This window comes from Actinoplanes teichomyceticus ATCC 31121, assembly GCF_003711105.1.
Classification (GTDB): Bacteria; Actinomycetota; Actinomycetes; order Mycobacteriales; family Micromonosporaceae; genus Actinoplanes; species Actinoplanes teichomyceticus.
On sequence record NZ_CP023865.1, the window covers coordinates 8,106,619 to 8,130,580 of the forward strand.

Below are 23,962 nucleotides of genomic sequence, written 5' to 3' on the forward strand. Positions count from 1 at the left end.
CGCGCGGTGCACCTCGGACAGGTGGGCGCCCGGGTCGATGCCGAGCTCCTGGGCCAGCCGGCGGTGCATGCGCCGGTATACCTGGAGCGCGTCGGCCCGCATGCCGCACCGGTAGAGGGCGGTCATCCAGGCCGCGTGCAGGTCCTCCGCGAACGGTGCCGCCTGGCAGCTGGCCGAGATCTCGGCCAGCAGTGATCCGTGGTTTCCCAGGGCCAGTTCGCACTCGTACCGGGCCAGCAGAGCGGCTTCCCGCTGCTGGGCCAGCGACTCGCGCCGGCCGTGGCAGAGCGGCCCGGGAAGCCCGGCGAGCGCGGTGGTGCCACCCCACAGACCGAGCGCGGTCCCGAGCCGTGCGGCGTCCGCGCGGTCGTCGCCGGTGCGGCGGGCGGCGGCGAGATCGGCGAATTGCAGGGCGTCGACGGCCGACCTCGGGACGTCCAGCGCGTAGCCGCCGCCGGAGCGGACGATCAGCCCGGGGTCCAGACCCTTGCGCAGCCGCAGGACGTAGTTGGCGATCATCGACACCGCGCTGGCCGGCGGCCGTTCCCCGAACAGCCCGTCGACCAGCTCATCCGTGCTGACCGGGGTGCCGGCGCGCAGCGCGAGCGCCGCCAGCACCGCCGCCTGCTGGGGCGGCATCCGCGGCATCCGGGTCGGCGGGGCGCCCTCGCGCAGGACCGCCGGGGCACCGAGAAGTACGAACCTGAACACTGAATTCCTCCACGGATCGGGCGTTCCTCCGAACGCGGTGGTGCCGCGGCCCCGTCAAACCTGCTGGAGCCGCGACTCGCGGGTGGTGTCATCCGAGGCGGAGCCCGCCCGCTTCGGCCGCCCCTGCAAGCGGTTGAGGATCGGGCCGGTGGAGAGCGTGGTCAGGACGGCCATCGCCACCAGCAGGCTGTAGGAGGAGTCGTTCAGCAGGCCTGCCTGACGTCCGGCGGTGAGCACGATCAGCTCGGTGAGCCCGCGGGTGTTCATCAGGGCGCCCAGGATCGCGGCTTCGCGCGGCCGCAGGCCGGACACCCGGGCCGCCACCATGGTGCCGGCGACCTTCCCCACCACGGCGATCGCGAGCAGCACCAGCAGTTGCACCAGCTGGGTGGCCCGCAGGACGGAAAGGTCCACCTGCCAGCCGGCCACCACGAAGTAGACCGGCATGAGCAGGCCCAGGCCGAGCCCTTCGGCGCTCTCCCGCACCGGCTTCAGCGCGCGCTCCCCCGCCGGGCCGCGCAGGCCGGACAGGACGATGCCGAAGAGGAAGGCGCCGAGCACGAAGTGCAGGCCCATCCATTCGGTGGAGGCGGCCGAGGCCAGCAAGCCGGCCAGGGCGACGACCGGGTTCAGCCGGCCGGCGCGCCGCTGCACCAGGCGGCGCAGCAGGACGGTGCAGGCGGCCATCACCGCGACGTACGGGAGCAACCACAGCAGGCGCCACGGCTGGTGGCCGCCGGCGCCGAGGGCCAGCACACCGGCCAGCAGCACCCAGGCCAGCAGATCGCAGAAGGCCGCTCCGGCCAGGGCCAGCCGGCCCAGCGGTTGCCGGGTCATGCCGCGGTCGTCCAGGATCCGGGCCAGCACCGGGAAGGCCGTGACGGAGAGGGCCAAACCCATGAACAGGTGGGCCCCGAGCGGGGTGGCGTCCGGCGTCGCGGTGTCCCACCAGGCGCCGAGAGAGGTTCCCATGGCGAAGGGCAGGACGATCGAGCCGAGCCCGATGCCGATGGCGGCCCGCCGGGGCGCGTGGCCGTCCCCCCGGCGGAACTCCAGGCCGGTGACGAACATGAACAGGGCGATCCCCACGTTCGCGAACGCGATCAGGTAGCCGCGCACCTGCCCGGGGAACAGCGTCTCCGCGACGACGCCGTGCAGCACGGTGGGGCCGAGCAGGATCCCCATCACGACCTCGCCGATGACCGCCGGCTGGCCGAACCGGCGGGCGAGCGCGCCCGCCGCCCGGGCCAGGATCGCGATCAGGGCCAGGTCGAGCAGAAGAATGACGATGGTGTTGCTGTCCATGCGCTCCGGCTTCCTCGTACGCGTCGGCGGCCGTGCCCCCGGCAGGGCGCCCGGGGGCACGGCCGGGCCACGGGTCGGTCAGGCGTTGTCCACCGCGCGGGCCGCCTCGGCCTCCGGGTTCTCCCACCAGCGGTCGTTACCCACCAGGTCCTTCTCCAGGTCGCGCTTGGCGGCCCAGGTCATGTTGAGGATGGTGCGGGTCGAGTCCTCGCTCAGCGGCACGGTGCGGTGCAGGGTGGTGTCGGTGCGCAGCAGGTACAGGTCACCGGACTCCAGCCCGTGGGTGTTGATCTCGCGCTCGCAGAGCGTCTGGTTGATCCGCGGGTTGCTCTTGTCCCAGTGGGTGTGCGGCACCGCCTGCAGCATCCCGCCGTGCTCGATGGGCGGCATCCGCAGCGCCCAGATCAGCGCGAAGCTGTAGTCGCCCCAGTGCCAGCCGTGGGTGTCCGACTTGAACTCCTGGTGGGTGATCAGGTAGCGCTCGTCGCTGGAGACCTCCGGGATGATCTCCTCCCGGGTGATGCCGGCCAGGAATCCGAGCAGCACCTCGGAGCGGGACAGCGTACTGATGAGTTCGCTCTTCTCGATCTCCTCGCTCTTGACCACGCTCATCCGGCGGGGCGTGTTGCCGGTGGTGCTGAGCAGCAGGTTGCGGCGCTCCTTGTGCTGCTCGATCAGCAGGTCGCACTCCTCGCGGACCGCGGTCTGCAGCTCGTCCGGCACGAGCCGGTTGGCGGCGTCGAACTTGACGAAGCCGAAGCGGTGGAAGCGGTCGGCAAGCTGCGCCACGGACTCGGGGGTGTAGCGCTCGGCCAGGAACTTGGCCAGGTTCTCGTCGATCTGCTCGACATTCATGCGGGTGTCTCCTTCAACTGGTGGTGGGAAGGTCTCCGGCGGGCCGAGGGCCCCGGACGTTCCAGGTGAGGACCGCGGACAGGACCGCGATCACGGGGATGGCGCAGAGCGCCGTCACATTGCCGACCTCGGTTGCGGCCCAGGCGCCGACGGCCGCGCCGGCCTGCGTGAGGCTGCTCAGCCAGGCCTGGGTCTCGGCGGCGGTCCCCTCCGGGGCGAGGTCACCGCCCGCGGTGAACAGCGCGCCGAAGGTCGAGCCGTAGGCCAGGCCGGTGATCGGACAGGCCAGCGTCATGGCCAGGGCGGACATCTGGGAGGTGACGGCCAGCAGCACGACGCCCGACGCGAAGACCCCGATCAGCACCGAGAGCTTGGGGCCCCTGGCCAGCAGGCCGGGGACGGCGCCCAGGGCGAGGCTGCCGACGATGCTGCCGACCGAGAGGGCGCCGATCTGGATGCCGATGTACCCGGTGGTGCCCCGCTCGGCGTTGAGCACCGAGATGACCACGTCGATCGCGGTGATCATCGCGCTGAACGCGGCGTTGGCGATCAGTACCCGGCGCAGCGGAGCCGAGCGCAGCGGGCCCGCCCAGTGCCCGCCGCCGCGACGGCGGACCGGCGGCGGGACGTTCGGGAAGCTGAGCACCAGCAGGACCGCGACCATCGTCAGCGCTCCGTACAGACCGAACGCCACCTCGCCGGACACGCTGAGGCAGAGCCACGCGGCCAGGGCCGGCCCGGTGATCTGCACGACGTCGCTGGTCGCGGCGTCGAGCGCCATCGCTGTGACCAGCCGCTGTTCGCCGGCCAGCACCCGCCACAGGGTGCGCATGATGATGCCTACCGGTGGTGCGGTGACGCCGCTGACCGCGGCCAGGGCCAGCACCAGCGGGGCCGGGCCCCGGTCGGCGGCCACCGCGGTCAGCGAGCCGAGCGCGACCACGTAGAACAGCAGGCAGACGACCAGGATCAGCCGGTACGGGTAGCGGTCCATCAGCCGGCCGCGGATCGGGGCGGACAGCCCCTGGCCGATCGCCATGCAGCTCACCGCCAGGCCGCCCGTCGCGTAGGAGTAGCGGGGCCCGAGGTAGAGCAGCAGGCTCAGCGAAACCATGGTGACCGGCAGCTTCGACACCAGAGCGGCGATCAGCATGCGGCTGACCCCGGGAACCGCCAGCAGCTCCCGGTAGCCGGCGGGCAGCCGCAGCCGCTTCCGCCGGCCCGGGCGCGCCGCCTGGGTCTCAGGCGGAGGCATCGAATGCGATCTCCAGCGAGACCAGCGCGCGGATCTCGGCCAGCGCCCGGACCACCGCGTCCTGGTCCGGACCGGAGACCCAGGCCCCGACCGGGATGGTCTTGGTGTCGCGGGTGACCGGCACGTGGTCGCCCGGCCGGTAGGAGACCAGGACCTTGTCCACGCTCGGGTGGCTCTCCAGCTCCGCCAGCCCGTGTACCGCGACCAGCGTGCCGGGCGCGTCGTCGTTGCGGATGGCGATCGCTCCGAACATCGCCCGGACGTCCAGGTCCTGGTCCATGATCGCCGGACGTCGGCCGAGGTAGCAGGTGAGCGCGTCGTGGAAGGGCCGGATCGCGGTGTAGTCGGCCCACTGGTCGGTGGCCGGTCCGCCCGGAAGCCGGGCGCCGATCTCCATCAGATAGACGCCGTCCGGAGTGCACTTGACCTCGGTGTGGCTGGGGCCGCGGCGCACGCCGAACGCGGTGAGAACCTGGTGGACGTACTCCTCGACGCGGGCCCAGTCGGGGTCGTCACGGGTCGCCTGGACGTTGTTCCACAGCGGGAAGTCGTAGTCCCGGTCGTCCGGCTGCCGGTACTCCCACATGTCCATCACCCGGTGCTGGCCGTCGCTGCTGAAGCAGTTGACGGCGAACTCGCGTCCGCGGACGTACTGCTCGACCAGCCACTCCCTGACCGGCCATCCGAACAGGTCGTTCTCCTCGGGGATCCGCAGGCTCTTGGCCTCCTCGGCGTCGCGGACCAGGGTGACGCCGTGCGAGCCGGCGCCCATGGTGGGTTTGACGATGACCGGGAAGCCGATCTCCTCGGCCGCCGCCGGCACCTCGGCCATGTCGTGCACCAGCCGGAACGCCGGGATCCGCACCCCGGCCTGCGAGGCGTGCGAGCGCATGGCGGCCTTGTTGCGCCGGGCCCAGGCCAGCTCGACGTCGTTACCGGCCAGCCCGAGCTCGTGGGCCAGCACATCGGTCAGGTGGACGGCGGACTCCATCGCCGGCACCACCGCCTTGACTTCGAAGTCGGTGTCCGCCAGGGCGGCGAGCACGTCGGGGGCGGTGGAGGCGTACAGCGACGCGTCGTCGTCCCGGGTGTGCTCGGGCCACCGGGAGTTCAGCTCGGTGGGTTCCACCGTGTAGAGGGAGACCACGTGGAGCCCGAAATCACGGGCCGCCTTCTTGTAGCCTTCGCCGGTCTTGACCGGGTCGATGAGGAGTACGGCGGGCTTGCGGCTGCTCAAGGGATCGTTCCTTCTCGGACGGAGTGGGGTGCCGGGGCCGGTCGGCCGCCGTCAGGCGGTGGGCAGCAGTTCGGGGTGGTGGCGCTCGATGACCTGCGGGAAGGCCCGGATCATCCCCTTCATGACGTTCTCTCCGTAGCCGGCGAAGAGCGGGTTGGCGGGGTCGGGTACGACGCCCCCGGCCGCCTCGACGTACGGGCCGGGCAGCGGCTGCATCGACGCGTCGAGGCGGGGGTTGTAGAAGAACGGGGCGGAGTAGCGGTCCACCCCGGGGGCCGGCCGCACCACCCGGTGCGTGGTGGCACGCAGGTAGCCGCGGGTGGCCACCTCCAGCAGCTCACCGAGGTTCACCACGAACGCCCCCGGCACCACCGGCACGTCGGCGAACACGCCGTCCTCGACCGCGACCTGGAGTCCGCCCTTGTCGTCCTGCAGCAGCAGGGTGAGGATGCCGTAGTCCTTGTGGATGCCCACGCCCTGGTCTCCGTCGCCGGTCTCGCCGTGCTCCGGGCCGGGGTAGTGCAGCAGCTTGAAGTGGACGTGCGGGTCCGGGGTCACCACGTCGTCCAGGAAGTCGGCCGGGACCTCCAGGGATTCGAGGATCAGTCCGAGCAGCCGGTGCGCGACACCGGTCAGCTCGCCCGTCCAGCGGTGGACCGCGTCGGCCAGTTCCGGCATGGCGGGCGGCCACTGGTTGGGGCCGGCCAGCCACCGGTAGGCGGGCTCGCCGGGGCCCGGCGCGACGGACGGGCGCTCCGGGCCGATGTCCAGCTGGCGCCGCTGGTCCGGGATGCCCTGGGTCAACTCCCGGCCGATCTCCGAATAGCCGCGGAAGTGCGGGGAGTTGAGGATGCTCAGGGCGGCCCGCTCCGGCTCGGGCAGCGCGAAGAATCTGCGAGCGAGCTCCAGCAGCGCGTCGCCGCCGGTCACGCCATGACCCACCAGCTGGAAGAAGCCGATGTCATGGACCGCGGAACGCAGCCGGTCGAGGAACTCGGCACGGGCCTGCGGCCCGCGCTCGGCGTCGCGCAGATCGATGACAGGGAACAGCTCGGACAAGGTAGGTCCTCCATCGGGAGTCAGGACGGGAGGGGGTTGGGCGAGCCGGCTGGCACGCCTCAGCCGGTCACGCTCCGCGGCGGCCGGGCCGGACCCGGCAGCACGCCGTCGCAGCGTCGTTCGATGTAGCGGAGCTGATCGAGCAGCTCGAAGGCGGGTGAGCCGGTGGCGGTCGACACCGAGGCGGCCGCGATCGGCATCCGGCCGGTCCGCCGCCACCGCAGCCGCCCGGTCTCGTCGATCAGGGTCCGGGCCTGGTTGGCGTTGTCGGGGTGCAGGCAGTACGGGACGTCCAGCAGGCCCTGCCGGACGGCTCGCACCAGCGCCTCACCGACGTCCTGGTGCAGGGCGAGCGTCGCCTCGATCAGGGTCCGCGCCTCCAGATGGAGGGCCGCCTCCTCGGCGGCGCTCGCCGACAGTCCGGCGGCGGCGTCCGGCCGCCCCGCGACCTCGCCGGCCAGCTCCAGCGCCTCGATGTTCTCCTCGATCGTGGGGATCCGCAGCGCCTCGACCGCGGTCTTGGTCACCAGCCGCTCGGCCCCGGTGGCCCGGGCCAGCCGGACGCTGTCCGCCAGCAGCCGGAGCGCTCCCGCCCTGGTCCGCGGGAAGACCCCCATGTAGGTGTAGATGACGACATGCCAGCGCACCGCGCCGAGGTACTCGGCGGCCAGCCGCCGCATGGCCCGCACCGCGGCCAGGTCCTGGGCCGGATTGGTCTGCTGCGCGTAGCTGAGCGAGACGCTGCCGATCCCGTGCTGGACGAAGAACAGGCACTCCAGCACGCTGAGCGCCACCAGCAGTCCCGGGGGGCAGAGCTGGCCCAGCATGCAGCCGCCGAAGCTCTCCAGGTGGACCGGCCGGCCGGCCGGGGCGCGGTCGGCCAGCAGCTCGCAGCCGTCGGCCCAGGCCCGGGCGGCCTCGGCCAGCGGGGTCCGGCTGTAGGGCAGGCAGTACGACACCGGCCCGCCCTCGGTCGCGGTCAGGCCGGCGGCCAGCATGGCCTCGAACAGCCGCTGCGGCAGGGCCGAGCCGTGCCGCAGCTGGACCGGGAAGTCCGGTCCGGCCAGACCGGCCAGCAGCCGATGGTTGGTCTCGGGGCCGTGTTCCACCAGCGGATACCCGTTGAGCGGCGTCCCGGTGCGCAGCGCCTCCCGGACCGAACCGTGGTCACCCACCCTGGTGTAACTGTCCACGGTGATGGTGCCGACGGTGGTGGCGCGGGCGGCGCGCACGGCTTGCAGGCCGGCCCGCATCCGCTCGGGAGCGGAGAATCCCATCCGGGGCTGGACCACCAGCTCGCCCGCCCGGGAACGCTCGTGGACGAAGTCGCTGAAGTCGTTCCCGGCGGGCCGAGGCAGGGTGCCGCTCATCCGTTCCCTCCCGGGGCCGGCCCGGCGAGCGCCGGCCGGGCCGGCGACGCCGCGCCGAGACGGGCGAGGAACTCGGCCACCTCGGGGCCGGAGCCGGCCTCGAAGACCGCGTCGAATCCGGCGGCGATCAGCTCGGCCTGCGAGGCCGCGTCGGCGGTCCCCTGCAGGCCGAGCTTCCCGCCGATCATCATCGGGATCCCGGCGAGCGCCGGCTCCGCGCGCAGCCGGCGCGCCAGCCGGATGCCGTCCAGCCGGCCGTGCCCGTTGACCGTGCTGATCACCACCGCGTCCGGGATCCTGGCCAGGCAGACCTCCACCAGGAGGTCGTCGGGGACGCAGGCGCCCAGGTTCTCCACCTGGTAGCCGTGCTCCTCCAGCAGCAGCTGGAGAAAGACCAGGTTCCAGGTGTGCGAGTCGGAGGAGACGCTGGACAGCACGACGCATCGCCTGCGGCGCGCGGGCGGGCTGATCACGGGGGACTCCTTCGGGCTCGGCAGGTCGGTGCGCGGACGGCGGCGCGCCGGCCGCGGCGCGGGGTCAGCGGGCGGTCTGCAGGTGGGTGAGCAGCTCGGACCGGAGCAGGCCCTCCTCGGCGAACGCCCCGAGCAGGGAGCTGGAGGTCATCCGGGCGCTGGTCTTGATGCCCCGCATGGTCATGCACAGGTGCTCACCGGTGCCGATCACCCCGACGTCCTCGGTGCCGGCGATCCGCGCCACGTCGGCGGCGATGTCGGCGACCAGGCGTTCCTGCACCTGCAGCCGGTGCGCCCGGTGGTGCGCGATCCGGGCGAACTTCGACAGCCCCAGCAGTCGGTCCGCGGCGCGGTAGCCGATGGTCAGCGAGCAGTTGAAGGGGAGCAGGTGGTGCTCGCACAGCGACCAGACCTCGATGCCGGAGACCAGCACCAGCTGGCCCGCGGAGGTGGCCTCGAAGACCGTGTCCACCGTGCCGGGGTCGTACTCGATGAACTCGCGCCACCAGCGGGCGTAACGGGCCGGGGTGTCCCGGAGACCGTCCCGCGAGGGGTCCTCGCCGATTTCCTTCAGCAGCAGGCGCGCCAGGTCCTCGAGGGGGTCCGCACCGAGCCCGTCCATCATGGCGAGAGGGCCCTTGTCCACGTCCAGGTCGGTACTCATCTCAAACGCCTCTCTTGTGTCCCCAGACCAACGTGTGCAGCCTGGTCGTGATGTTCCAGCCACGGTCGACGACCTCGTCGGCCAACTGCCGGATGTGCCGGTCGATGTCCGTGCCGTTCTGGCCCTCGGGCATCACCCAGACCGAGGTGATGCCCGCCGCCGCCACCACCCCGGAGACCTCGTCGAGGTCGGCGCTGTCCCGGCAGACGAACTTGAAGGTGCTGGACGGCATGGCGGCCAGGCGCTCCAGCGCGGCGGGCACGATCCGCTTCTCGACGGAGTCGCCGGCGTGCGAGAGCTTCGGCGAGACGTTGAAGCGGACGCCGGCCGCGATCAGCCGGGGGTCCGGGATCCGGGTCCCGTTGGTCTCGATCTCGATCTCGACGCCGTGTCCGGCCAGTGCCTCCACGAGCGGGACCAGGCGCTTCTGCTGGTTGAGCGGTTCACCGCCGGAGATCACCACCAGCCCGACCTGGAGGGCGAGCAGGCGCTCCAGCACGGTGGAGACGGGCATGCGGTGCAGCTCCGTCTTCGGATCGAACGCGATGCCGGTGTCGCTGACCCCTTCCCAGTCCCAGGTGTAGGGGGTGTCGCACCAGCGGCATGAAAGATTGCAGCCACCCAGCCTCAGGAAAGCGCAGCGGCGGCCGAGTGATCGTCCTTCTCCCTGGAAGGACTCAAGTGGGGCCGAAGATCTCGTTGACGACGAGTTCCGGTTCCACTGGGCACCACCTCCTCAAACAGACGGGCCGGGGTGTCCCCCGCCGTCCTGCGGCTCAGGGGCGGTACTCCGCCCAGGTCTTGGGGGTCTCGGAGACCCGTACGGCGGTCAGCTCCGGGAGCTCCGGGTTCCACTGCTCGTAGATCCAGATCGCCAGGTTCTCCGCGGTCGGGTTTTCCTTGACCACGTCGTTGAGGTGCTGGTGGTCCAGCCACTCGTCGACCCAGCCCTTGAAGCCGGACAGCTCGCCGTAGTCGCGGACGAAGCCGGGGGCGGTCAGCTGTTCCCGGCCGGCGCTGAGCTCGATCTCGACGAGGTAGTTGTGGCCGTGCAGGCGGCCGCACTGGTGGTTCGCGGGCAGCCCGTCGAGCTGGTGGCTGGCGGAGAAGGAGAACTGCTTGGAGATGCGTAGCGTCATGACTGGTGCTCCTGGTAAATGGTGGGGTCTTGGACACCGGCCGCGGTGAACGCCTCCTGGCGCTCCCAGCACGCGGCGCAGCGGGCGCAGTGGTCGTCCTGCCCGCGCAAGCAGGTCCAGGTCTCGGTCCACGGGACGCCGAGCCGCTCGCCCAGCGTGACGACGTCCTTCTTGCCCAGGCCGGACAGCGGCGCGAGCAGATCGAGGTCGGGGTGGGCGTACCCGGCGGTCGCGATGCGCTCCATGGCGATGAAGGACTCCAGGAACGCCGGAGTGCTGTCGGGGACGGACACGGTGTCGTCCGCCATGATCCCGATGGCGACGGCCTGGGCCTTCTCGGCCACCGCCACCGCAAACGCCACCGACAGCAGCAGGGCGTTGCGGTTGGGGACGATGTTCGGGCTCTCGCCGTACCCGGTCCAGGTCTGCTCCGGGACGTCGACGGTCGGGTCGGTGAGCGAGGAGCCGCGCAGCAGGGCGCCCATCGCGCTCAGGTCGGCCACCTGATGGACCGCGCCGAGCCGCTCGGCCGCGGCGGCCGCGAATCGGTGCTCCTTGCGGTGGCGCTGCCCGTAGTCGACGGAGAGCAGGTGCAAGTCGTGGCCCTGCTCCTTGAGCTGGTGCGCCATCGTGACGGAGTCCATGCCTCCGGAGACGATGGCGACGATCTTCGGCACAGCGTTTCCCCCGTTGTGTCGGTGCTGATTGCTTCGGTGGCCGCGGCCGGTGGTCCGGCCGCGGCGGTTCCGGCTCCCGCTCAGGCGAGCGGGGTGCCGCGTACGACGACCGCCGCCGCGGCGCGGTCCAGGGCCGCTTCGCACTCCTGTTCAGTGGCGGCGACGGCCACCACCAGGGCGTACCGGCAGCGGACGTGGTCGACCGGCGGCAGCCGGAGCTCCCGGCCGGGACCGGCCAGGACCTGTACGTCGTGGATCTCGGCGGGCAGCCGTTCCCGGTCGATCTCCACCGACTCGACCGTCAGGTCGTGCTCGGGGTACAGGAAGCGGATGGCCGCCACCTGCTGCCGGGAGGCCGTGGTCCCGGGGACCGCGCCGGCCGCCAGGTCGGCGGCGACCAGCCCGACCTCGATACCGGTGGCGAGCCCGCCCAGATACGGGATCCGGTCACCGCCGACCCGGGCGTTGATCTCCACCACCCGGGGGCCGGACCCGGTGAGCCGTAGTTCGGTGTGGGTGACCGTGTCGGTGAGGCCGACGGCGGTGTGCGCGGCCTGGATGACCCGCAGCAGCTCCGGGTCGGTGAGCAGCGGGTCGTCCGCCCGGACCAGGTGGCCGACCTCCTCGAACCCCGGCGCGAACCCGATCCGCTTCCGGGCCACGAACAGCACCGTCACCCGGCCGTCCCGGCAGACCGCGTCCACGCTGATCTCCGGCCCGTCGAGGTACTCCTCGACCAGCACCGGACGGTCGTAGGTCGGGACCTCGTCGAACCAGATCGCGGTGGCCTTGCGGTATCCCTCGGCCAGGTTCTGCGGCGCCGGGACCAGCGACACGCCGTTGCTCGCGGACAGCGCCCGCGGCTTGAGCACCACGGGGTAGCCGAGCCGCTCGGCGGCCTGCCGGGCCTCGTCGAGGTCGCCGACCGCGACCGACTCGGCCTGCGGCACGCCGGCGGCCTTCAGCGCCTGCCGGCCCGTGAACTTGTCGCGGCAGGCGTGCACCGCCTCCACCGAGCTGGTCCGCAGCCCGAGGGCGGTGGCCACCGCGGCGGCCGACTCGACGCGGGTCTCCTCGTACGTGAGCACCCCGGCGTAGTCCTCCGGGCTCTCCTTGGCGATCGCGACCATCGCGTCGGGGTCCAGAGTGTCCGCCGCCGAGTGCGCCGTGATGTAGGGCGACTGCCAGGTGGGAGCCGCCGGGGATACCAGGTGCAGCCGGTACCGGGTGGCCATGGCGCGCAGCATGTACTCGCGCCAGACCTGGCCCCCGCTGCCGATGAGCAGAAGCAGGGGCTTGGATCCGTCGGCCGGGTGGTCGTTGGTCATACGGGTCACCGTTCAGTGTGCGGAGGACGGGTGGTGTCACCGGGCGGGACGCCCGGTGGGCGTCAGACCGATGCGGTGGACGGCACGACCTCGACCTGGATCCGGCCGACCGCCTGCTGTGCCAGCTGCAGCGCCGTGTCCGGGTCCGGTCCGATCGCGAGCGCCTCGCCCTGGCGGTCCCAGGAGTTGCGCAGTGGCGGGATCAGGTCGCCGACGGCCGCGGTGAGCACGGCCAACTCCACCCCTTCGGCGGCGCGCGCCTGGTCCAGGCCGCCGACCGCGGTCACCTCGCCCTCCGGAAGGGTGAGGAACCAGATCGCGGCCGCGGCCGCCTGCGGCCGCGGGGTCAGGTCCAGGGGCTTGCCCGCCAGCCAGGTGAAGGTCAGCTCCTGGATGTCGAAGCCGGCGGCCAGCCGGACGAGTTCGACGATCGCGTCACCGCCGGGCCGGGTGTGCGTCTCGATGACGCGCGGGCCGCGATCGGTGAGGATGAGTTCGGTGTGGGCCGGGCCCTCCCGCACGCCGAGCGCGGTCAGCACTCGCCGCACCTCGGCGCCGATCAGGTCCCGCTGCTCAGCGGTGATCCGGGCCGGCACCAGGTGGCCGATCTCCACGAAGTTCGGCGTCTTGAACTTCTCGGTCACGGCCAGCAGGTGGTGCTCACCGGCCGCGCTGAAGGTCTCCACGCTGAATTCCTGGCCGACCAGGTACTCCTCGGCCAGCCACGGCGCCGAGGTCTGCTGACCGGGGAGCGAGAAGTCCAGCTCCCCGGCCAGTTCCCGCAGCCGGGCCTCGTCGTGCACGGCGTGGATGTCCCGGCTCCCCGTGCCCTGGGTGGGCTTGAGGATCAGTGGAAAACCGAGGGTGCCGGCCAGTGCGAGGAGGTCCTGCGCACTGCGCACCTCGGCGGAGGCGACCTGGCCGACCTCGTCGCCACGCAGCACCTCACGCATGAACGCCTTGTCGTTGACCGCCGTGACGGTCTCCAACGGGTTGGTGGTGAGCCCCAGCTCGTGATTGATCTGCGCCACCGCCTGCAGGTACGTGTCGTTCATGGTGATCGCGAGGTCGTACGGCTGGACGCCGTACAACGCCACTGCCGCCCGGACCATCCGGTCCGGTGAGACGTCGGGCAGCAGCAGGACGATCTCGGCCAGCTCCTGGTGCCGTCCGGACAGAGCGTCCTTGGGCCCCAGGTAGCCGATCGTCATTCCCACGCTGTGCGCCGCATCCATCGCCTCTGTGCGCTTACCCCCGACGAACAACACGGTGGCGACGGCCGATGGCCTGGTCACCCTGTTCTCCTCTGGCTCGGCACTGAGCCAGCCTTGGGTCCTCGCATTCACAGGACGATGCCCCCCGATCACATGTGCAGCTCACAGCGCGCCTCGGCGCTGACGAGATCAACCATCGCGACCGGGGCAGCCTGCGTCGAGGAGGATCGGCCGGAGACTTCGCGAGGGGCGGAGGAAGAGCCTGAGGTTTCACCGGCAGTAGGACACGGATAGTTCACATCTGCCAACTTCGTGGCCACTGTGACGCGTTGGATAGGCTGTCGTCGTTGGCCGGTCCTCGGACAGATGCTCAGGTGGCGGTGGTCTGCCTGCGGTAATGCGGGCGGGAGGGGCAGTTGACAGGGAGCCACATGGATGACCAGCGCACTATCGGCCAACTACTTCGGGAGTTCCGGATATCAGCCCGGCTCACCCAGGAAGCCCTGGCGGAACGTGCGGCCGTCAGTGCCCGCACGGTGCGCGACATCGAACGGGGCGCCGTGATCGGACCCCGCCACAGCACCGCGAGATCACTCGCGGACGCGCTCGGGCTGACGGGCGCCGACCGGGATCACTTCCTGGCCGTCGCCTCCGCCGCCTCGTGGGAGAGCTCGCAAGCACAGGACGGGTACGTCGATCCCCCGGCGGCACCGATGTCGGAGGAATGGCCCGCCGACGCTGCGGTCTTCTCCGCGGATCCGGCCGTGCCACCTTTCCGCATCCTCGGCCCCGTCGAGGTCGGCGCCCCGGGTAGGCCGATATCCCTGCCGGGAACGCGGCAGAGGAAGTTGCTCGCGGCCCTTCTGCTCAACGCGGGCACCGCGATCCAGCACGAGCGCCTTGTGGACATGTTGTGGGAGGAACCACCCCGGTCCGCCCGGCAACAGATCCACAACGCGGTGGCCAGCCTGCGGCGGAGTCTCGCCGCGACGCCCGGGAGCTGGAACATCACCACCACGGAGGCCGGCTATCTCCTCCAGGTGCCGCCGGACCTGGTGGATGTTTCGCTGTTCCGCACGATGGTCGCGGAAAGTGAACAGCTGGAACGGCTCGAACGGGTGCCGGCGGCGCTGGAGTCGCTCGAGCGGGCGTTGAAGCTGTGGCGCGGCCCCGCTCTGGCCGGCCTGACCGGCGAGTGGCTGGAGGAGGCCGCCGTCCAGCTCAATGAGCAACATATCGCGGCGGTCGAACGGACCATGGCCCTCCGGCTCCGGCTGGGTCAGGCGAGTTCCGTGGTCAGCGCCTTGACCGGCCTCGTTGCCCGGCACCCGTACCGCGAGACGCAGCGCGCGCTGCTCATCGAGGCGCTGCACCGCAGCGGCCGTCAGGCCGAGGCGCTGACGGTGTACGAGGACGGCCGTCAGTTGCTGGCCGATGAGTTCGGCATCGATCCGGGGCCGGCCCTGCGCCGGGTACACCTCCAGGTCCTCCGCAGCAGCCCGGTCACCGATCCGGACGACGCCGGGGCAGCCGCGCCGGATGCCGGCGTGACCGCGCACGTGACCGAAACCCGGTCCGGAGGGGCGGTACTGCGGAACTTCCTTCCCCACAGCACCAAGGAGTTCACCGGCCGCAGGACGGAGCTCGACAGGTTGAGCGACACCGCGCTGTCGTCGTCGTCGCAAGCGCTGGTCATCTCGGCGCTCGACGGGATGGGAGGGGTCGGCAAGACCGCTCTGGCGGTTCGCCTCGCGCACGAGCTCACCGAGAAGTACAGCGACGGACAGTACTTCGTGGACCTGCATGGCTTCAGCCCCGGCCGCGACCCGCTCACCCCTGATCAGGCGCTCGACCACCTCCTGCGGCAAGCCGGCACGGCGATCGAGAAGGTTCCGCCGGATCTGGCCGGACGCAGCGCGCTCTGGCGCGGCCTGTTGGCCGGCAGGCGGGCGCTCGTGCTGCTGGACAACGCCGTGGACGTCGCACAGGTGCGGCCACTCATCCCCGGAGCGACCCACAGCCTCGTGATCGTGACGAGCCGGCGCCGTTTGGCGGCGCTCGAAGACGCTGTCCCGCTCTCCCTCAACGTGCTGCCGCCGGACGACGCCGAGCAGCTCTTCATCCAGATCGCCGGGGAGGAGCGGACGAGGGCTGCCGCTGCCGGTGTCGCCGAGGTCATCGAATTGTGCGGGCGGCTGCCGCTGGCCATCCGGATCGCCGCCGCCAGGTTCCGGGACCGGCCCAGCTGGAGCATCGACGACCTGGTCAAGCAGCTGCGCAGCCAGCGCAGCCGGGCCCAGTTCCTCTCCGCCGGCGACCGCGACGTGATGGCCGTTCTGCGGCTGTCCTACCGACACCTGACGCCCGCGCAGAAGCGGATGTTCTGCCTGCTCAGCCTTCACCCGGGGGAGGACTTCGACGCGTACGCGGCGGCCGCGCTGGCGGATCTGCCCGTGGCCCGCGCGGAGCAGGTCCTCGAGGGTCTGTTCGACGACAACCTGCTGCTGCAGCAGGCTGCCGGTCGCTACCAGTTCCACGACCTGGTCCGGGACTGTTCGAGGTTGTTGCTGGCCGCTGAGATCGACGATCGGGAGCGGACCGCCGCGACCGGCCGCCTGCTGGACTACTACCTCCTGATCGCCAACGAGTGGTGCCGGCCGGTGGCCAAGGGACCCTTCCGGTTCCATGCCGAGATCCAGCACACGCTGTCTCGCCCGGAGGCGGAGAACCCGGCCGAGGCGACGCAGCTGCTGCACACCGAGTACCACAACATCACCGCCGCGGCGGAGTACGCCCGCGAGCACGGGTGGCACTCGCACGCCTGGCAGATCCCGTGCGCGATGCAACCCCTGCTGGCCGGGATGAACTACGGCGAGCGGGCGTACGTGCTCTTCGAGGGCGCCGTGTCCGCCGCCACCGCGGCGGGGCACGCCGACGGGCGATCCATGGCCCTGACCGGCATGGCGTCGGTCTGCCGGGAAGCCGGTGACAATGACCAGGCCCGAGCGCTGTTCGAGGAGGCGATCGCGATCAGCCGGGCGACCGGCAACGGCCGCCATGAGGTCTTCCAGCTGGCGGGCCTCGGGATCACCCTCCTGAACGACGGCGACCTTCCGGCCGCCGAGAAGGTGTTCGCAACCGGTTACCGGGCGGCGCGCGAGCTGCACGACCGCGCGACCGCGGCCCTCCTCGCGAACAACCTCGGCGTAGTGGCGAAGGACCTGGGCAACTACGCCGACGCCCTCCGGTACTTCACCGAGTCGGCCGAGCACGGCAACGGCTTCTCGACCGAGGACATCGCCATCCTGACCGCGCTGAACATCGGCATCGTGCACCAGCTGCGCGACAATCCGGAAGCCGCTACCCGGCAGTACGAGGAGTGCCGGCGGCGTAGTCGCGCCATCAAGTTCGACGTCGGGGAGGCGGTCGCCCTGGTCGGTCTGGCGACGGTGAATCGCTCGCTCGGCAATTTCGCGGCCGCGTTGGAGGACGGCCGCGATGCCCTCGCCATCGCGCGTCGGACCGCGCTGCGGGAGGTCGAGTGCGACGCACTCAATGCCCTCGGCGACATCTTCCTCTCGACCGGAGAAGCGAGTAGCGCGGAAACGCTCTTCGCCCAATCCGAACAGCTCGCCGTCAGGCACAACCTTCCGCGCAACGCGGCACGCTCGCGTGAGGGGATCGCGCACGTCCGCTTCGCCGAAGGTGACCTGGCCGCCGCACGACGGGACTGGGAGGAGGCCGTCCGTCTCTTCCCGGCCGGTGTCGCGGACGCGGAGAACTCGCGGCGGCACCTGACATCCGACACCGTCCTGCAGCCGCGATGCCAGCGCTGCGTCGTGGTCGCGCGTACGGCCGCCCCGTCCTTCCGGTCCGAGTAGCCGGCGAGTAGGGCACCGATACCGATATCTGCCACCATGATCGAAGTCCGTGCAATACCTATCGATATGATGCGGTTCGCCGCGTCGAAGGAGAGTCACCAGTAATGAAGCGGAATGTCTTTCTCGCGATCCTGGGCGCCGGCGTGCTGCTGGCCCTCATCCCCGGCGTGAGCGGGAGCGAGGCGCCCGTGGCGAAGCGGGCCAGCATGATGGTCACCTGCGGGAGCTGCCCCTGACGCCGGGCGCCTCGGCGCGGGATCCGTGGTAGCGATCAGGGAGGCAGCAGATGGGCCATGAGCCCGGCGAAGACAGGCGAGCTTTCGCGTTCACCGCAACCGTGCTCGCCGTGCTCCTCCTGGCGGCCCTCCTGGCCCAGCTGCCGCCCGGATCCATGCCGCACACCCTCAGCCGCCGAGCGGCTTCGTACGAGTTGCTGTGGCCACAGGGGTGGTCCTTCTTCTCCGCGGCACCCCGCCAGGACCGGACCGTCGCGTACCGGGTCCAGCCGGACGGCAGCCTCTCCACCGAGGATTCCGTGCAGGCAAGGCCCGGGTCCTGGTGGGGGCTGCGCCGGACCACGTACTTCCGCCTGGTCGAAACCGAGTACGTGGCATCCCGGATCCCCCCGTCCTCGTGGATCACGTGTGATGCCCCGACGGCCGCGTCCTGTCTGCAGCGGGCAGGCCGGCCCGCATGGCCCGTGACGAACAATCCGTTCCACGCCTCCGCGCTGTGCGGACGGGTCCTCTTCGCGGTGGAGCGGCCGGACCTCGGCAACGATCGGCTCCGGCGAGGAGCCGTCCCGCGGCGGGTGGTCGCCATCGCGCCGACCTCGCTGCAGTGCGCCCCCGACCGGAAGTAGCGATGATCGACCCTCTGCGGCACCTGCCGGCCTACGACCCGAGAGGGCTCTGGCTGGCGTGCGCACGAAGCATGTTCGCGGCGGCGACGCTGTCCATCATCGTCTGCAACCCGGACGACGTGCTGTTCCTTCGCGTGGGCGACCAGTCCGCCGTCAGATGCGGGGGTGTCCAGGGCTTGTCGCTCTGGTGCCTCGGACAGGTCGGCGACGGCGACCTGAGCCTGGCCCGCATCGTCTCGGTACTCGTGCTCGGGCTGGTCGTTGTCGGCTTCCGTCCACGCTGGACCTGCATCCCGCACTGGTACGTCACCTACAGCCTCTGCGTCAGCATGACGCTGCCCAACGGGGGCGAGCACGTCGCACAGATCGCCACCATGCTGCTGATCCCGCTGTGCCTCGGCGACCACCGCACATGGCAGTGGCAATCTCCGGTGACCGCCCTGCACGCCAGCTGGCGAGGCGCGAGTCTCGCCGCGATGTACGTGTTCCGGGTGCAGGTCTGCATCATCTACGCCCACGCGGCGTGGTCGAAGCTCATGGAGCAGAGCTGGCGGGACGGCACCGCCGAGTACGTCATCTTCTTCGATCCGCACTACGGGCCCTATCCACCCGTGCGCGAGGCGCTCCTGCCCGTCCTCTCCTCACCATCGGTGATCGTGGGGCTGACCTGGTCCACCATCGGGATGGAGATCGCCATCGCCGTCCTCGCCCTGGGCACGCGGCGGATGAGACTCGCTGCTCTCGGCCTCGCGGTACTCCTCCACGGGGGCATCATCGCCCTGATGGGTATGCCCAGCTTCGGGCTCATCATGATCGCGCTGCTCACCACGAACGCCGTCGCCGGCGCGAATCAGGCCGGCCCGGCACCCACTCACTCGAAGGGATCCCCGGTTGACCGTGACAACGTCGCCGTTCACCCCGGATGACGCCGCCGAGAACGAGCTCGCCGATTACTACCAGCTCGCGCTCGCCGACGCGCGGACGGAGCGTCCGGACGACCCCGAGCCGACGTACGAGGCGGCGATCGGACGCTTGCGTACGCCTCTCACCGCCCTCGGCCGATGCGTGCACCGAGCAGCGTACGCCGACGGCCGGCTGGTCGGATTGATCAGCGCCGGCCTGCCCGAGGACGAGAACGTCGAGCAGGCCGTCGTGGACGTGAAGGTCCACCCCGATCACCGCCGCCGGGGCATCGGCACCACGCTCCTGCGTACGCTGCTGCCCACCCTGGCATCCGAACGCCGGACGCTGCTGGCCGGTTGGGGCCTGATCGAGGGCAAGTCCGGTGCGAGCTGGGCGAAGCGCCGTGGGTTCCGTGTCGTCTACCGCCAGGTCCTGCAGGGGCTCGACGTCGTGGCCACCGACCGGGAGCTCTGGCGCGTGGCCGCGCCAGAGGGCTACCGGACGGTGCAGTGGGTCGGCACCGCGCCCGCCGAGCTGCTCGCCTCCTACGCTGAGGCGCGCAGTGCCATCCATGACATGCCCAGCGCCGACTGGAGCTACCGTCCCCCGACGTGGACGCCGGAGCGGATCCGGCGCGCGGAAGCCGAGCTCCGCGAGCGCAACGTGGAGCAGCGGGTCGTCGCGGCGGTCCACGAGGAGACCGGCACGGCGGTCGGCTTGACCGAGCTGGAGTTCTACCCGCACCGCCCGGACTTCGGCTATCAGCAGGAGACCGCGGTGCTCGCGGGGCATCGCGGCCGTGGCCTGGGCCGGTTGATGAAGGCGCGGATGATGGACTGGGTGGTCCAGGAGCGACCCGGGACAACGCACGTCTGGACGACGACGGCCGACGACAACGTGCACATGAGGCGCGTGAATGAGCAGATCGGTTACGCCACGATCCGCGTCATGGTCAACGTCGAGGTCGAGACCGACGCCGTCCAGCTCTGAACCGGCGGACGCCGCATCGGCTCACGCCGGGCCGCACACCGCGTATCTCGACCCGCACATGACGATCAAGGACGATGACCACCCGTGCGGCGACGATCACGCGTACCCCGAGTGGAAGCGCGACTCGAAGCTCACCGTGTATTTGCCCACCGCCCGATCGACGTGCTCGCCGGGCGTACCGCCGAGACGTTCGCTGCGTGGCTGCGCGCACATCCCGGCATGGCGGTGCTATGCGAGTTCCGGGAAGCACCAGCCGGCCAGATGCCGCAGGTCCTTGGCGTTGCCGATCGGCACCCGGTCCGGCGCCGGGCGGTCGTCGGGCGGCGTGGGCACGTCACGCGCGACGCGTCGTACGCGCGGTGTCCGGTCCAGGTGTGAGGTCCACTGCTGCCAGCGTCCCTCGTGACGGCCCCGGAACCCGCGGCCCTCGACGTCGTCCGCCGTGGGTGGACGGGCGAAGAGGCCGTCGAGGTACTCGACGAGGCCGTACCACCGGCCGTCGCGGTCCTGCATCTCATGGCAGAAGGCCAGGATCCAGGCGTCCTCACGGCACTGCACGGCGTAGATGTCGCCGGCTCGGGGTTCGCCGCGCAGCGCGGGCGGCAGCGGAGCGGCGCGTTCGACCGCGGTGCGGCGCGGTGAAACCGGGGGCGGTGGGTGCGGGCGCTCGTCCGGCCGGGCGAGATGGCCGAACAGCCGGTCCACGAGGGATTCGGTGACGCCGTGCGCGGCGCTCCAGAACGACAGCGGGGCGCTCACCTCCACCCGGACGCTGGGACGTTCGTCGCGCTGGCGAGCCGTGGTGAAGGCCGTGAACATGCCTGGATGATCGGGAGTCTGGAGGATGCCGAGGAATGCCAGATCCTCCAACAGGGCCGTGTACGCGTACGTCGACCGGCTCGCGAGCAGGCTGCGGTCTCGTAACGCCTGCGCGGCCCTCCCTGGCCGGGTGGCCGGTGGCAGCGACCGGATCACATCGAGGATCGCGTGCAGTGTCCACACGTCGGCCGGATCGGGCGTCGGCCACGGTCGCGCCGCAGCCTCCAGCGCCAGGACGTACTGGCACACATCGCCCGGCAGCGGCGATCCAGACCGGGCGCGGTGCCACCACGCCAACGTTGTGTCGACCGTGGTGGTGCGGTCCAGGAAGCAGACACCGCAGGTCCGCGCACCCGCATCGGCGGGGAACGTATGGGCGGGCATCGCGGTGCCCAGCGCCAAGGCGGGCAGCAACGCCCGCCACCGCAGCCCAGCGTGTCCGAAGCCGGCCACGAAGGCGTCCGCGGCGGCGCGCTCGTCCACCGCCGCGGCGAGCCGGCGCAGCGCCGTCACCGCCTCGTCGTGCTCGACATGGCGGAACGAGTTGGGCGTCAGGCCGCGCTCCGCGAGCGCCCGCAGCTCCTCCGGCGGGATCGTCGCGGGCACGTGATGGGCATGCCGACCAGCCGCGTCGACATAGGCGTTCTCGTTCGCATAGATGCGGTCGAGCAGCGCCAACGCCGCTACGTCATCCACGGCGCTGAGCATAACCATGCCCCGCCATCGGTCTCCCTCGTCGGGCTCTTCCGCACCGGTCGGATCACCGGCAGCCTTGCCCCCACGCGGCCTCGACCCCGTACGCCGGTCAGTCTTACCAGAGGTGGCTAACGCGTGACCGCGAACCACAGCCACCCGGCGACGCACAGGACAACGAAGCCGATGACGATCACCGTGTCCCTGACCGTGACCAACATCGCCCGCCGTCCCTCCCTCGAGTCACGACGCCACTCCGGACGAACGACCGCCTCGCCGCTGGCCAACCGAGGCGCGAGACGCGAGACGCCCTCGGGGTCGAACGACGTGTACGTCGAGGTACCCCAGGTGCCGTGACTCTGCTGGCGACTCACGCCCACTCCGTTCGCCTTCGCCACCGGATCCAGGCACGACCGCCGGATCATCGGCCAGGCACGGGCCACCTCCCCGCGCCGCATCCATCGGTCCGGCGTCTCGTCACGCTCCATACTTCTCCATCCATCATCACCGGCCCCGCCCGAACGCCCGGTGCGCCGGTACGACGTCGAGGGGTGAAGCACCAACGGCGCCGTTCGCCGTCGAACCCGCGACATCCTGAGCGCCACGTACAGGATGGTCCGCTCCCGCAAGCCGGGGCAAGGCGCTGGTACCGGGCTGAAGACATCCGCATCTGCCGCAGGCAACGCGCGCTCGCCCGGTGCGCCGCGGACGAGCGAGGCGCTCAGCGGGCCGCGGAGGCGTCCGTCCCGGCCAGCAGCCGGGCCATTTCCGTACGGTTGCGCACGCCCAGCTTCCGGTACACGTGGCCGAGGTGGGTCTCCACGGTCTTTCGGGGTGACGTGCAGCTGGTGGGCGATCTGGTGGTTGGTGTGCCCGCCGGCCGCCGGCCGGGACGTCTGTTCCCGGGGGACAAGAGGGCCGTGACCCGTTTCCACGGGTCACGGCCCTGACCTCGAACGATCAGATCATCGTGTGGTTGCGGCGCGGTCGATCAGGTCCGCCACGGGGCGCGGGTTCGACACACCGACCGCGTGCGACGCCTTGCGGATCTCGATCGTTGCCCGCGCGCCGGCACGGTCGGCCATCCAGCGCTGCGCCTCGGCCGGGATGTTGCGGTCCGCGCCGGCGACGAGGAACCAGGAGGGGATCGTCTTCCATGCCGGGTCCCCGGAGCCCTCGCTGAGTGCCGCATCGCGGATCGGCCGCTGCGTGACGGCCATCAACGAGGCCTGCTTCTCGGACACGTCGGCGGCGAACTGCTGCCGGAACAGGTCCTGCCGGATCAAGAGGTCGGCGGTGCCGTCACCGAGCGGCGCCGGAACGAGGGTGTCGCCGAGAGTGCTGCCGGGGAACTTGCCGGACAGTTCCAGCGCGCTCTCGCCCTTGTCGGGAGCGAAGGCCGCGATGTAGACGAGCGCTTTGACGTCCGGGTCGCCGGCCGCGGCGTTGGTCATCACCGCGCCGCCGTACGAGTGGCCGGCCAGCACGATCGGGCCCGGCACCGAGTTGAGGACGGTGCGCACGTAGGTGGCGTCGGAGCTGAGCCCGCGCAGCGGGTTGGCGGCGGCGACGACCGGATAGCCGCGCTGCTGGAGCCGCTCGATGACACCGGACCAGCTCGTGGAGTCGGCAAAGGCGCCATGCACCAGCACGATGGTCGGTCTGGTCGTGGCGTGCGTACCGGCGGCGGCGGCACCCGAGACCGACGCGGCGCCGGTGAGAACGATGGCGACGGCGAGCGCCGCCAATGTGGAGATGCGGACGCGCATGATGCTCTTTTCGATCAGGTACGACGATGGGCTCGGTGCGGGATGTCAGCCGACCGCAGCGGCGGCCTGGAGGATGATTCCGGCGACCGCGGCGGGCTCGGAGGCGGGGATGGCGTGCGAGGCGCCGGGCAGTTCCACGCGTTCGCGGGCGCCGGCACGCTCGGCCATGAAGCGGTGGGCTTCGAGGGGGATGTTGTGGTCCAGCTCGGGGTACACGAACCAGGACGGCACGGTCTTCCAGGCCGGCTCGCCGGATCCCTCGTTGAGCGCCGTGGTGTTCAGCGGGCGCTGGGCGACGGCGTCGAGGGCGGCCCGCTCGGCCGGGACGTCGGCGATGAACTGCTGGTGGTACCGGTCCTGCCGGATGTACAGGTCGACGGTGCCGTCCGGGAGCGGAACCTCCGTGAGGGTCTCGCCGAGGGTTCCGCCGGGGAACTTGCCGGACAGTTCGCCGATGCTCTCGCCGGCCTCGGGTGCGAAGGCGGCGACGTAGACGAGGGCCTTGACGTGGTCGTGGCCGACCGCGGCGTTCGACATGACCGCCCCGCCGTACGAGTGGCCGACGAGCACGACCGGTCCGTCAACGGTGGCCAGGATGCTGGAGACGACGGCCGCGTCGCCGGACAGGCTGCGCAGCGGGTTGGGCGCGGCGATCACCGGATAGCCGTCGGTGAGCAGCCGCCGGGTCACCTCGTTCCAGCTCGCGGACTCGGCGAACGCGCCGTGGACGAGGACGATCGTGGGTTTCATGGCGGGTC

Annotated in this window: 23 protein-coding genes and 2 pseudogenes; 6 read left to right on the forward strand and 19 right to left on the reverse strand. The window is 71.2% G+C overall.

Annotated features, from left to right (window positions below; genetic code table 11):
- Positions 1–54 precede the first annotated feature (54 nt).
- The 14 genes and pseudogenes from ACTEI_RS39495 to ACTEI_RS35830 form a co-directional block, all read right to left on the reverse strand.
- Positions 55–648 (reverse strand): annotated as a pseudogene (locus ACTEI_RS39495) (AfsR/SARP family transcriptional regulator); the annotation flags it as partial.
- 117 nt (positions 649–765) lie between these two features.
- Positions 766–2,016, reverse strand: coding sequence for a cation:proton antiporter (locus tag ACTEI_RS35770; protein WP_122981681.1), 1,251 nt, complete (start codon positions 2,014–2,016; stop codon positions 766–768).
- A gap of 78 nt (positions 2,017–2,094) precedes the next feature.
- Positions 2,095–2,871 carry a HalD/BesD family halogenase gene (locus tag ACTEI_RS35775; RefSeq protein ID WP_122981682.1) on the reverse strand — a complete coding sequence of 259 codons (777 nt, stop codon included), beginning with the start codon at positions 2,869–2,871 and terminating at the stop codon, positions 2,095–2,097.
- A gap of 13 nt (positions 2,872–2,884) precedes the next feature.
- Positions 2,885–4,126, reverse strand: a complete 1,242-nt coding sequence (locus ACTEI_RS35780; protein WP_122981683.1) for an MFS transporter — start codon at positions 4,124–4,126, stop codon at positions 2,885–2,887.
- Complete coding sequence (locus tag ACTEI_RS35785; protein ID WP_122981684.1) at positions 4,113–5,363, reverse strand: ATP-grasp domain-containing protein; 1,251 nt, start codon at positions 5,361–5,363, stop codon at positions 4,113–4,115. The genes ACTEI_RS35780 and ACTEI_RS35785 overlap by 14 nt, the downstream gene beginning before the upstream one ends.
- Before the next feature lie 51 nt (positions 5,364–5,414).
- Entirely contained in the window at positions 5,415–6,422 is a 1,008-nt protein-coding gene (locus ACTEI_RS35790) for an isopenicillin N synthase family dioxygenase (RefSeq protein WP_122981685.1), read from the reverse strand.
- A 59-nt stretch (positions 6,423–6,481) separates the two neighbouring features.
- Positions 6,482–7,780 (reverse strand): methylaspartate mutase, encoded by a 1,299-nt coding sequence (locus ACTEI_RS35795; RefSeq protein WP_372443210.1) that lies wholly within the window; start codon positions 7,778–7,780, stop codon positions 6,482–6,484.
- An 8-nt stretch (positions 7,781–7,788) separates the two neighbouring features.
- Positions 7,789–8,265: a cobalamin B12-binding domain-containing protein gene (locus ACTEI_RS35800; RefSeq protein ID WP_239082194.1), complete on the reverse strand. Its 477-nt coding sequence runs from the start codon at positions 8,263–8,265 to the stop codon at positions 7,789–7,791.
- Positions 8,266–8,329: 64 nt separating this feature from the next.
- A complete protein-coding gene (folE, locus tag ACTEI_RS35805) occupies positions 8,330–8,929 on the reverse strand; it encodes a GTP cyclohydrolase I (protein ID WP_122981687.1) in 600 nt (199 codons plus the stop codon).
- A gap of 1 nt (position 8,930) precedes the next feature.
- Entirely contained in the window at positions 8,931–9,560 is a 630-nt protein-coding gene (locus ACTEI_RS35810; protein WP_170206152.1) for a 7-carboxy-7-deazaguanine synthase QueE, read from the reverse strand.
- 145 nt (positions 9,561–9,705) lie between these two features.
- The gene (locus tag ACTEI_RS35815) at positions 9,706–10,068 is read right to left on the reverse strand and encodes a 6-pyruvoyl trahydropterin synthase family protein (RefSeq protein WP_122981688.1); all 363 of its coding nucleotides are present in this window, start codon (positions 10,066–10,068) and stop codon (positions 9,706–9,708) included.
- A complete protein-coding gene (locus tag ACTEI_RS35820) occupies positions 10,065–10,745 on the reverse strand; it encodes a 7-cyano-7-deazaguanine synthase (protein ID WP_122981689.1) in 681 nt (226 codons plus the stop codon). The genes ACTEI_RS35815 and ACTEI_RS35820 overlap by 4 nt, the downstream gene beginning before the upstream one ends.
- Positions 10,746–10,825: 80 nt before the next feature.
- Entirely contained in the window at positions 10,826–12,073 is a 1,248-nt protein-coding gene (locus ACTEI_RS35825; RefSeq protein ID WP_122981690.1) for an ATP-grasp domain-containing protein, read from the reverse strand.
- 62 nt (positions 12,074–12,135) lie between these two features.
- Positions 12,136–13,368 carry an ATP-grasp domain-containing protein gene (locus ACTEI_RS35830; RefSeq protein ID WP_203723557.1) on the reverse strand — a complete coding sequence of 411 codons (1,233 nt, stop codon included), beginning with the start codon at positions 13,366–13,368 and terminating at the stop codon, positions 12,136–12,138.
- Between the two features lie 350 nt (positions 13,369–13,718).
- Here ACTEI_RS35830 and ACTEI_RS39500 point away from each other — a divergent pair.
- The 6 genes and pseudogenes from ACTEI_RS39500 to ACTEI_RS35850 all read left to right on the forward strand — a co-directional run.
- Positions 13,719–13,865, forward strand: a pseudogene (locus ACTEI_RS39500) (helix-turn-helix transcriptional regulator); the annotation flags it as partial.
- A gap of 270 nt (positions 13,866–14,135) precedes the next feature.
- Positions 14,136–17,168: an AfsR/SARP family transcriptional regulator gene (locus tag ACTEI_RS35835; RefSeq protein WP_239082195.1), complete on the forward strand. Its 3,033-nt coding sequence runs from the start codon at positions 14,136–14,138 to the stop codon at positions 17,166–17,168.
- A 104-nt stretch (positions 17,169–17,272) separates the two neighbouring features.
- Positions 17,273–17,404 carry a hypothetical protein gene (locus ACTEI_RS39105; protein WP_262384556.1) on the forward strand — a complete coding sequence of 44 codons (132 nt, stop codon included), beginning with the start codon at positions 17,273–17,275 and terminating at the stop codon, positions 17,402–17,404.
- 50 nt (positions 17,405–17,454) lie between these two features.
- Complete coding sequence (locus tag ACTEI_RS35840) at positions 17,455–18,030, forward strand: SdpA family antimicrobial peptide system protein (protein WP_122982626.1); 576 nt, start codon at positions 17,455–17,457, stop codon at positions 18,028–18,030.
- Between the two features lie 2 nt (positions 18,031–18,032).
- Entirely contained in the window at positions 18,033–18,956 is a 924-nt protein-coding gene (locus tag ACTEI_RS35845; RefSeq protein WP_164466247.1) for a sporulation-delaying protein SdpB family protein, read from the forward strand.
- Positions 18,928–19,923: a GNAT family N-acetyltransferase gene (locus tag ACTEI_RS35850; RefSeq protein WP_239082198.1), complete on the forward strand. Its 996-nt coding sequence runs from the start codon at positions 18,928–18,930 to the stop codon at positions 19,921–19,923. The genes ACTEI_RS35845 and ACTEI_RS35850 overlap by 29 nt, the downstream gene beginning before the upstream one ends.
- A 228-nt stretch (positions 19,924–20,151) precedes the next feature.
- Here ACTEI_RS35850 and ACTEI_RS35855 read toward each other — a convergent pair whose 3' ends face one another.
- The 5 genes from ACTEI_RS35855 to ACTEI_RS35875 all read right to left on the reverse strand — a co-directional run bounded on the left by ACTEI_RS35855 (position 20,152) and on the right by ACTEI_RS35875 (position 23,954).
- Positions 20,152–21,438 (reverse strand): hypothetical protein, encoded by a 1,287-nt coding sequence (locus ACTEI_RS35855; RefSeq protein WP_145830777.1) that lies wholly within the window; start codon positions 21,436–21,438, stop codon positions 20,152–20,154.
- Between the two features lie 128 nt (positions 21,439–21,566).
- Positions 21,567–21,809 (reverse strand): hypothetical protein, encoded by a 243-nt coding sequence (locus ACTEI_RS35860; RefSeq protein WP_145830778.1) that lies wholly within the window; start codon positions 21,807–21,809, stop codon positions 21,567–21,569.
- Positions 21,810–22,156: 347 nt separating this feature from the next.
- Positions 22,157–22,258, reverse strand: coding sequence for a hypothetical protein (locus tag ACTEI_RS39505; protein ID WP_203723558.1), 102 nt, complete (start codon positions 22,256–22,258; stop codon positions 22,157–22,159).
- Between the two features lie 142 nt (positions 22,259–22,400).
- Positions 22,401–23,204, reverse strand: a complete 804-nt coding sequence (locus ACTEI_RS35870) for an alpha/beta fold hydrolase (protein ID WP_122981698.1) — start codon at positions 23,202–23,204, stop codon at positions 22,401–22,403.
- 45 nt (positions 23,205–23,249) lie between these two features.
- The gene (locus ACTEI_RS35875; RefSeq protein WP_122981699.1) at positions 23,250–23,954 is read right to left on the reverse strand and encodes an alpha/beta fold hydrolase; all 705 of its coding nucleotides are present in this window, start codon (positions 23,952–23,954) and stop codon (positions 23,250–23,252) included.
- Between the last annotated feature and the right edge of the window lie 8 nt (positions 23,955–23,962).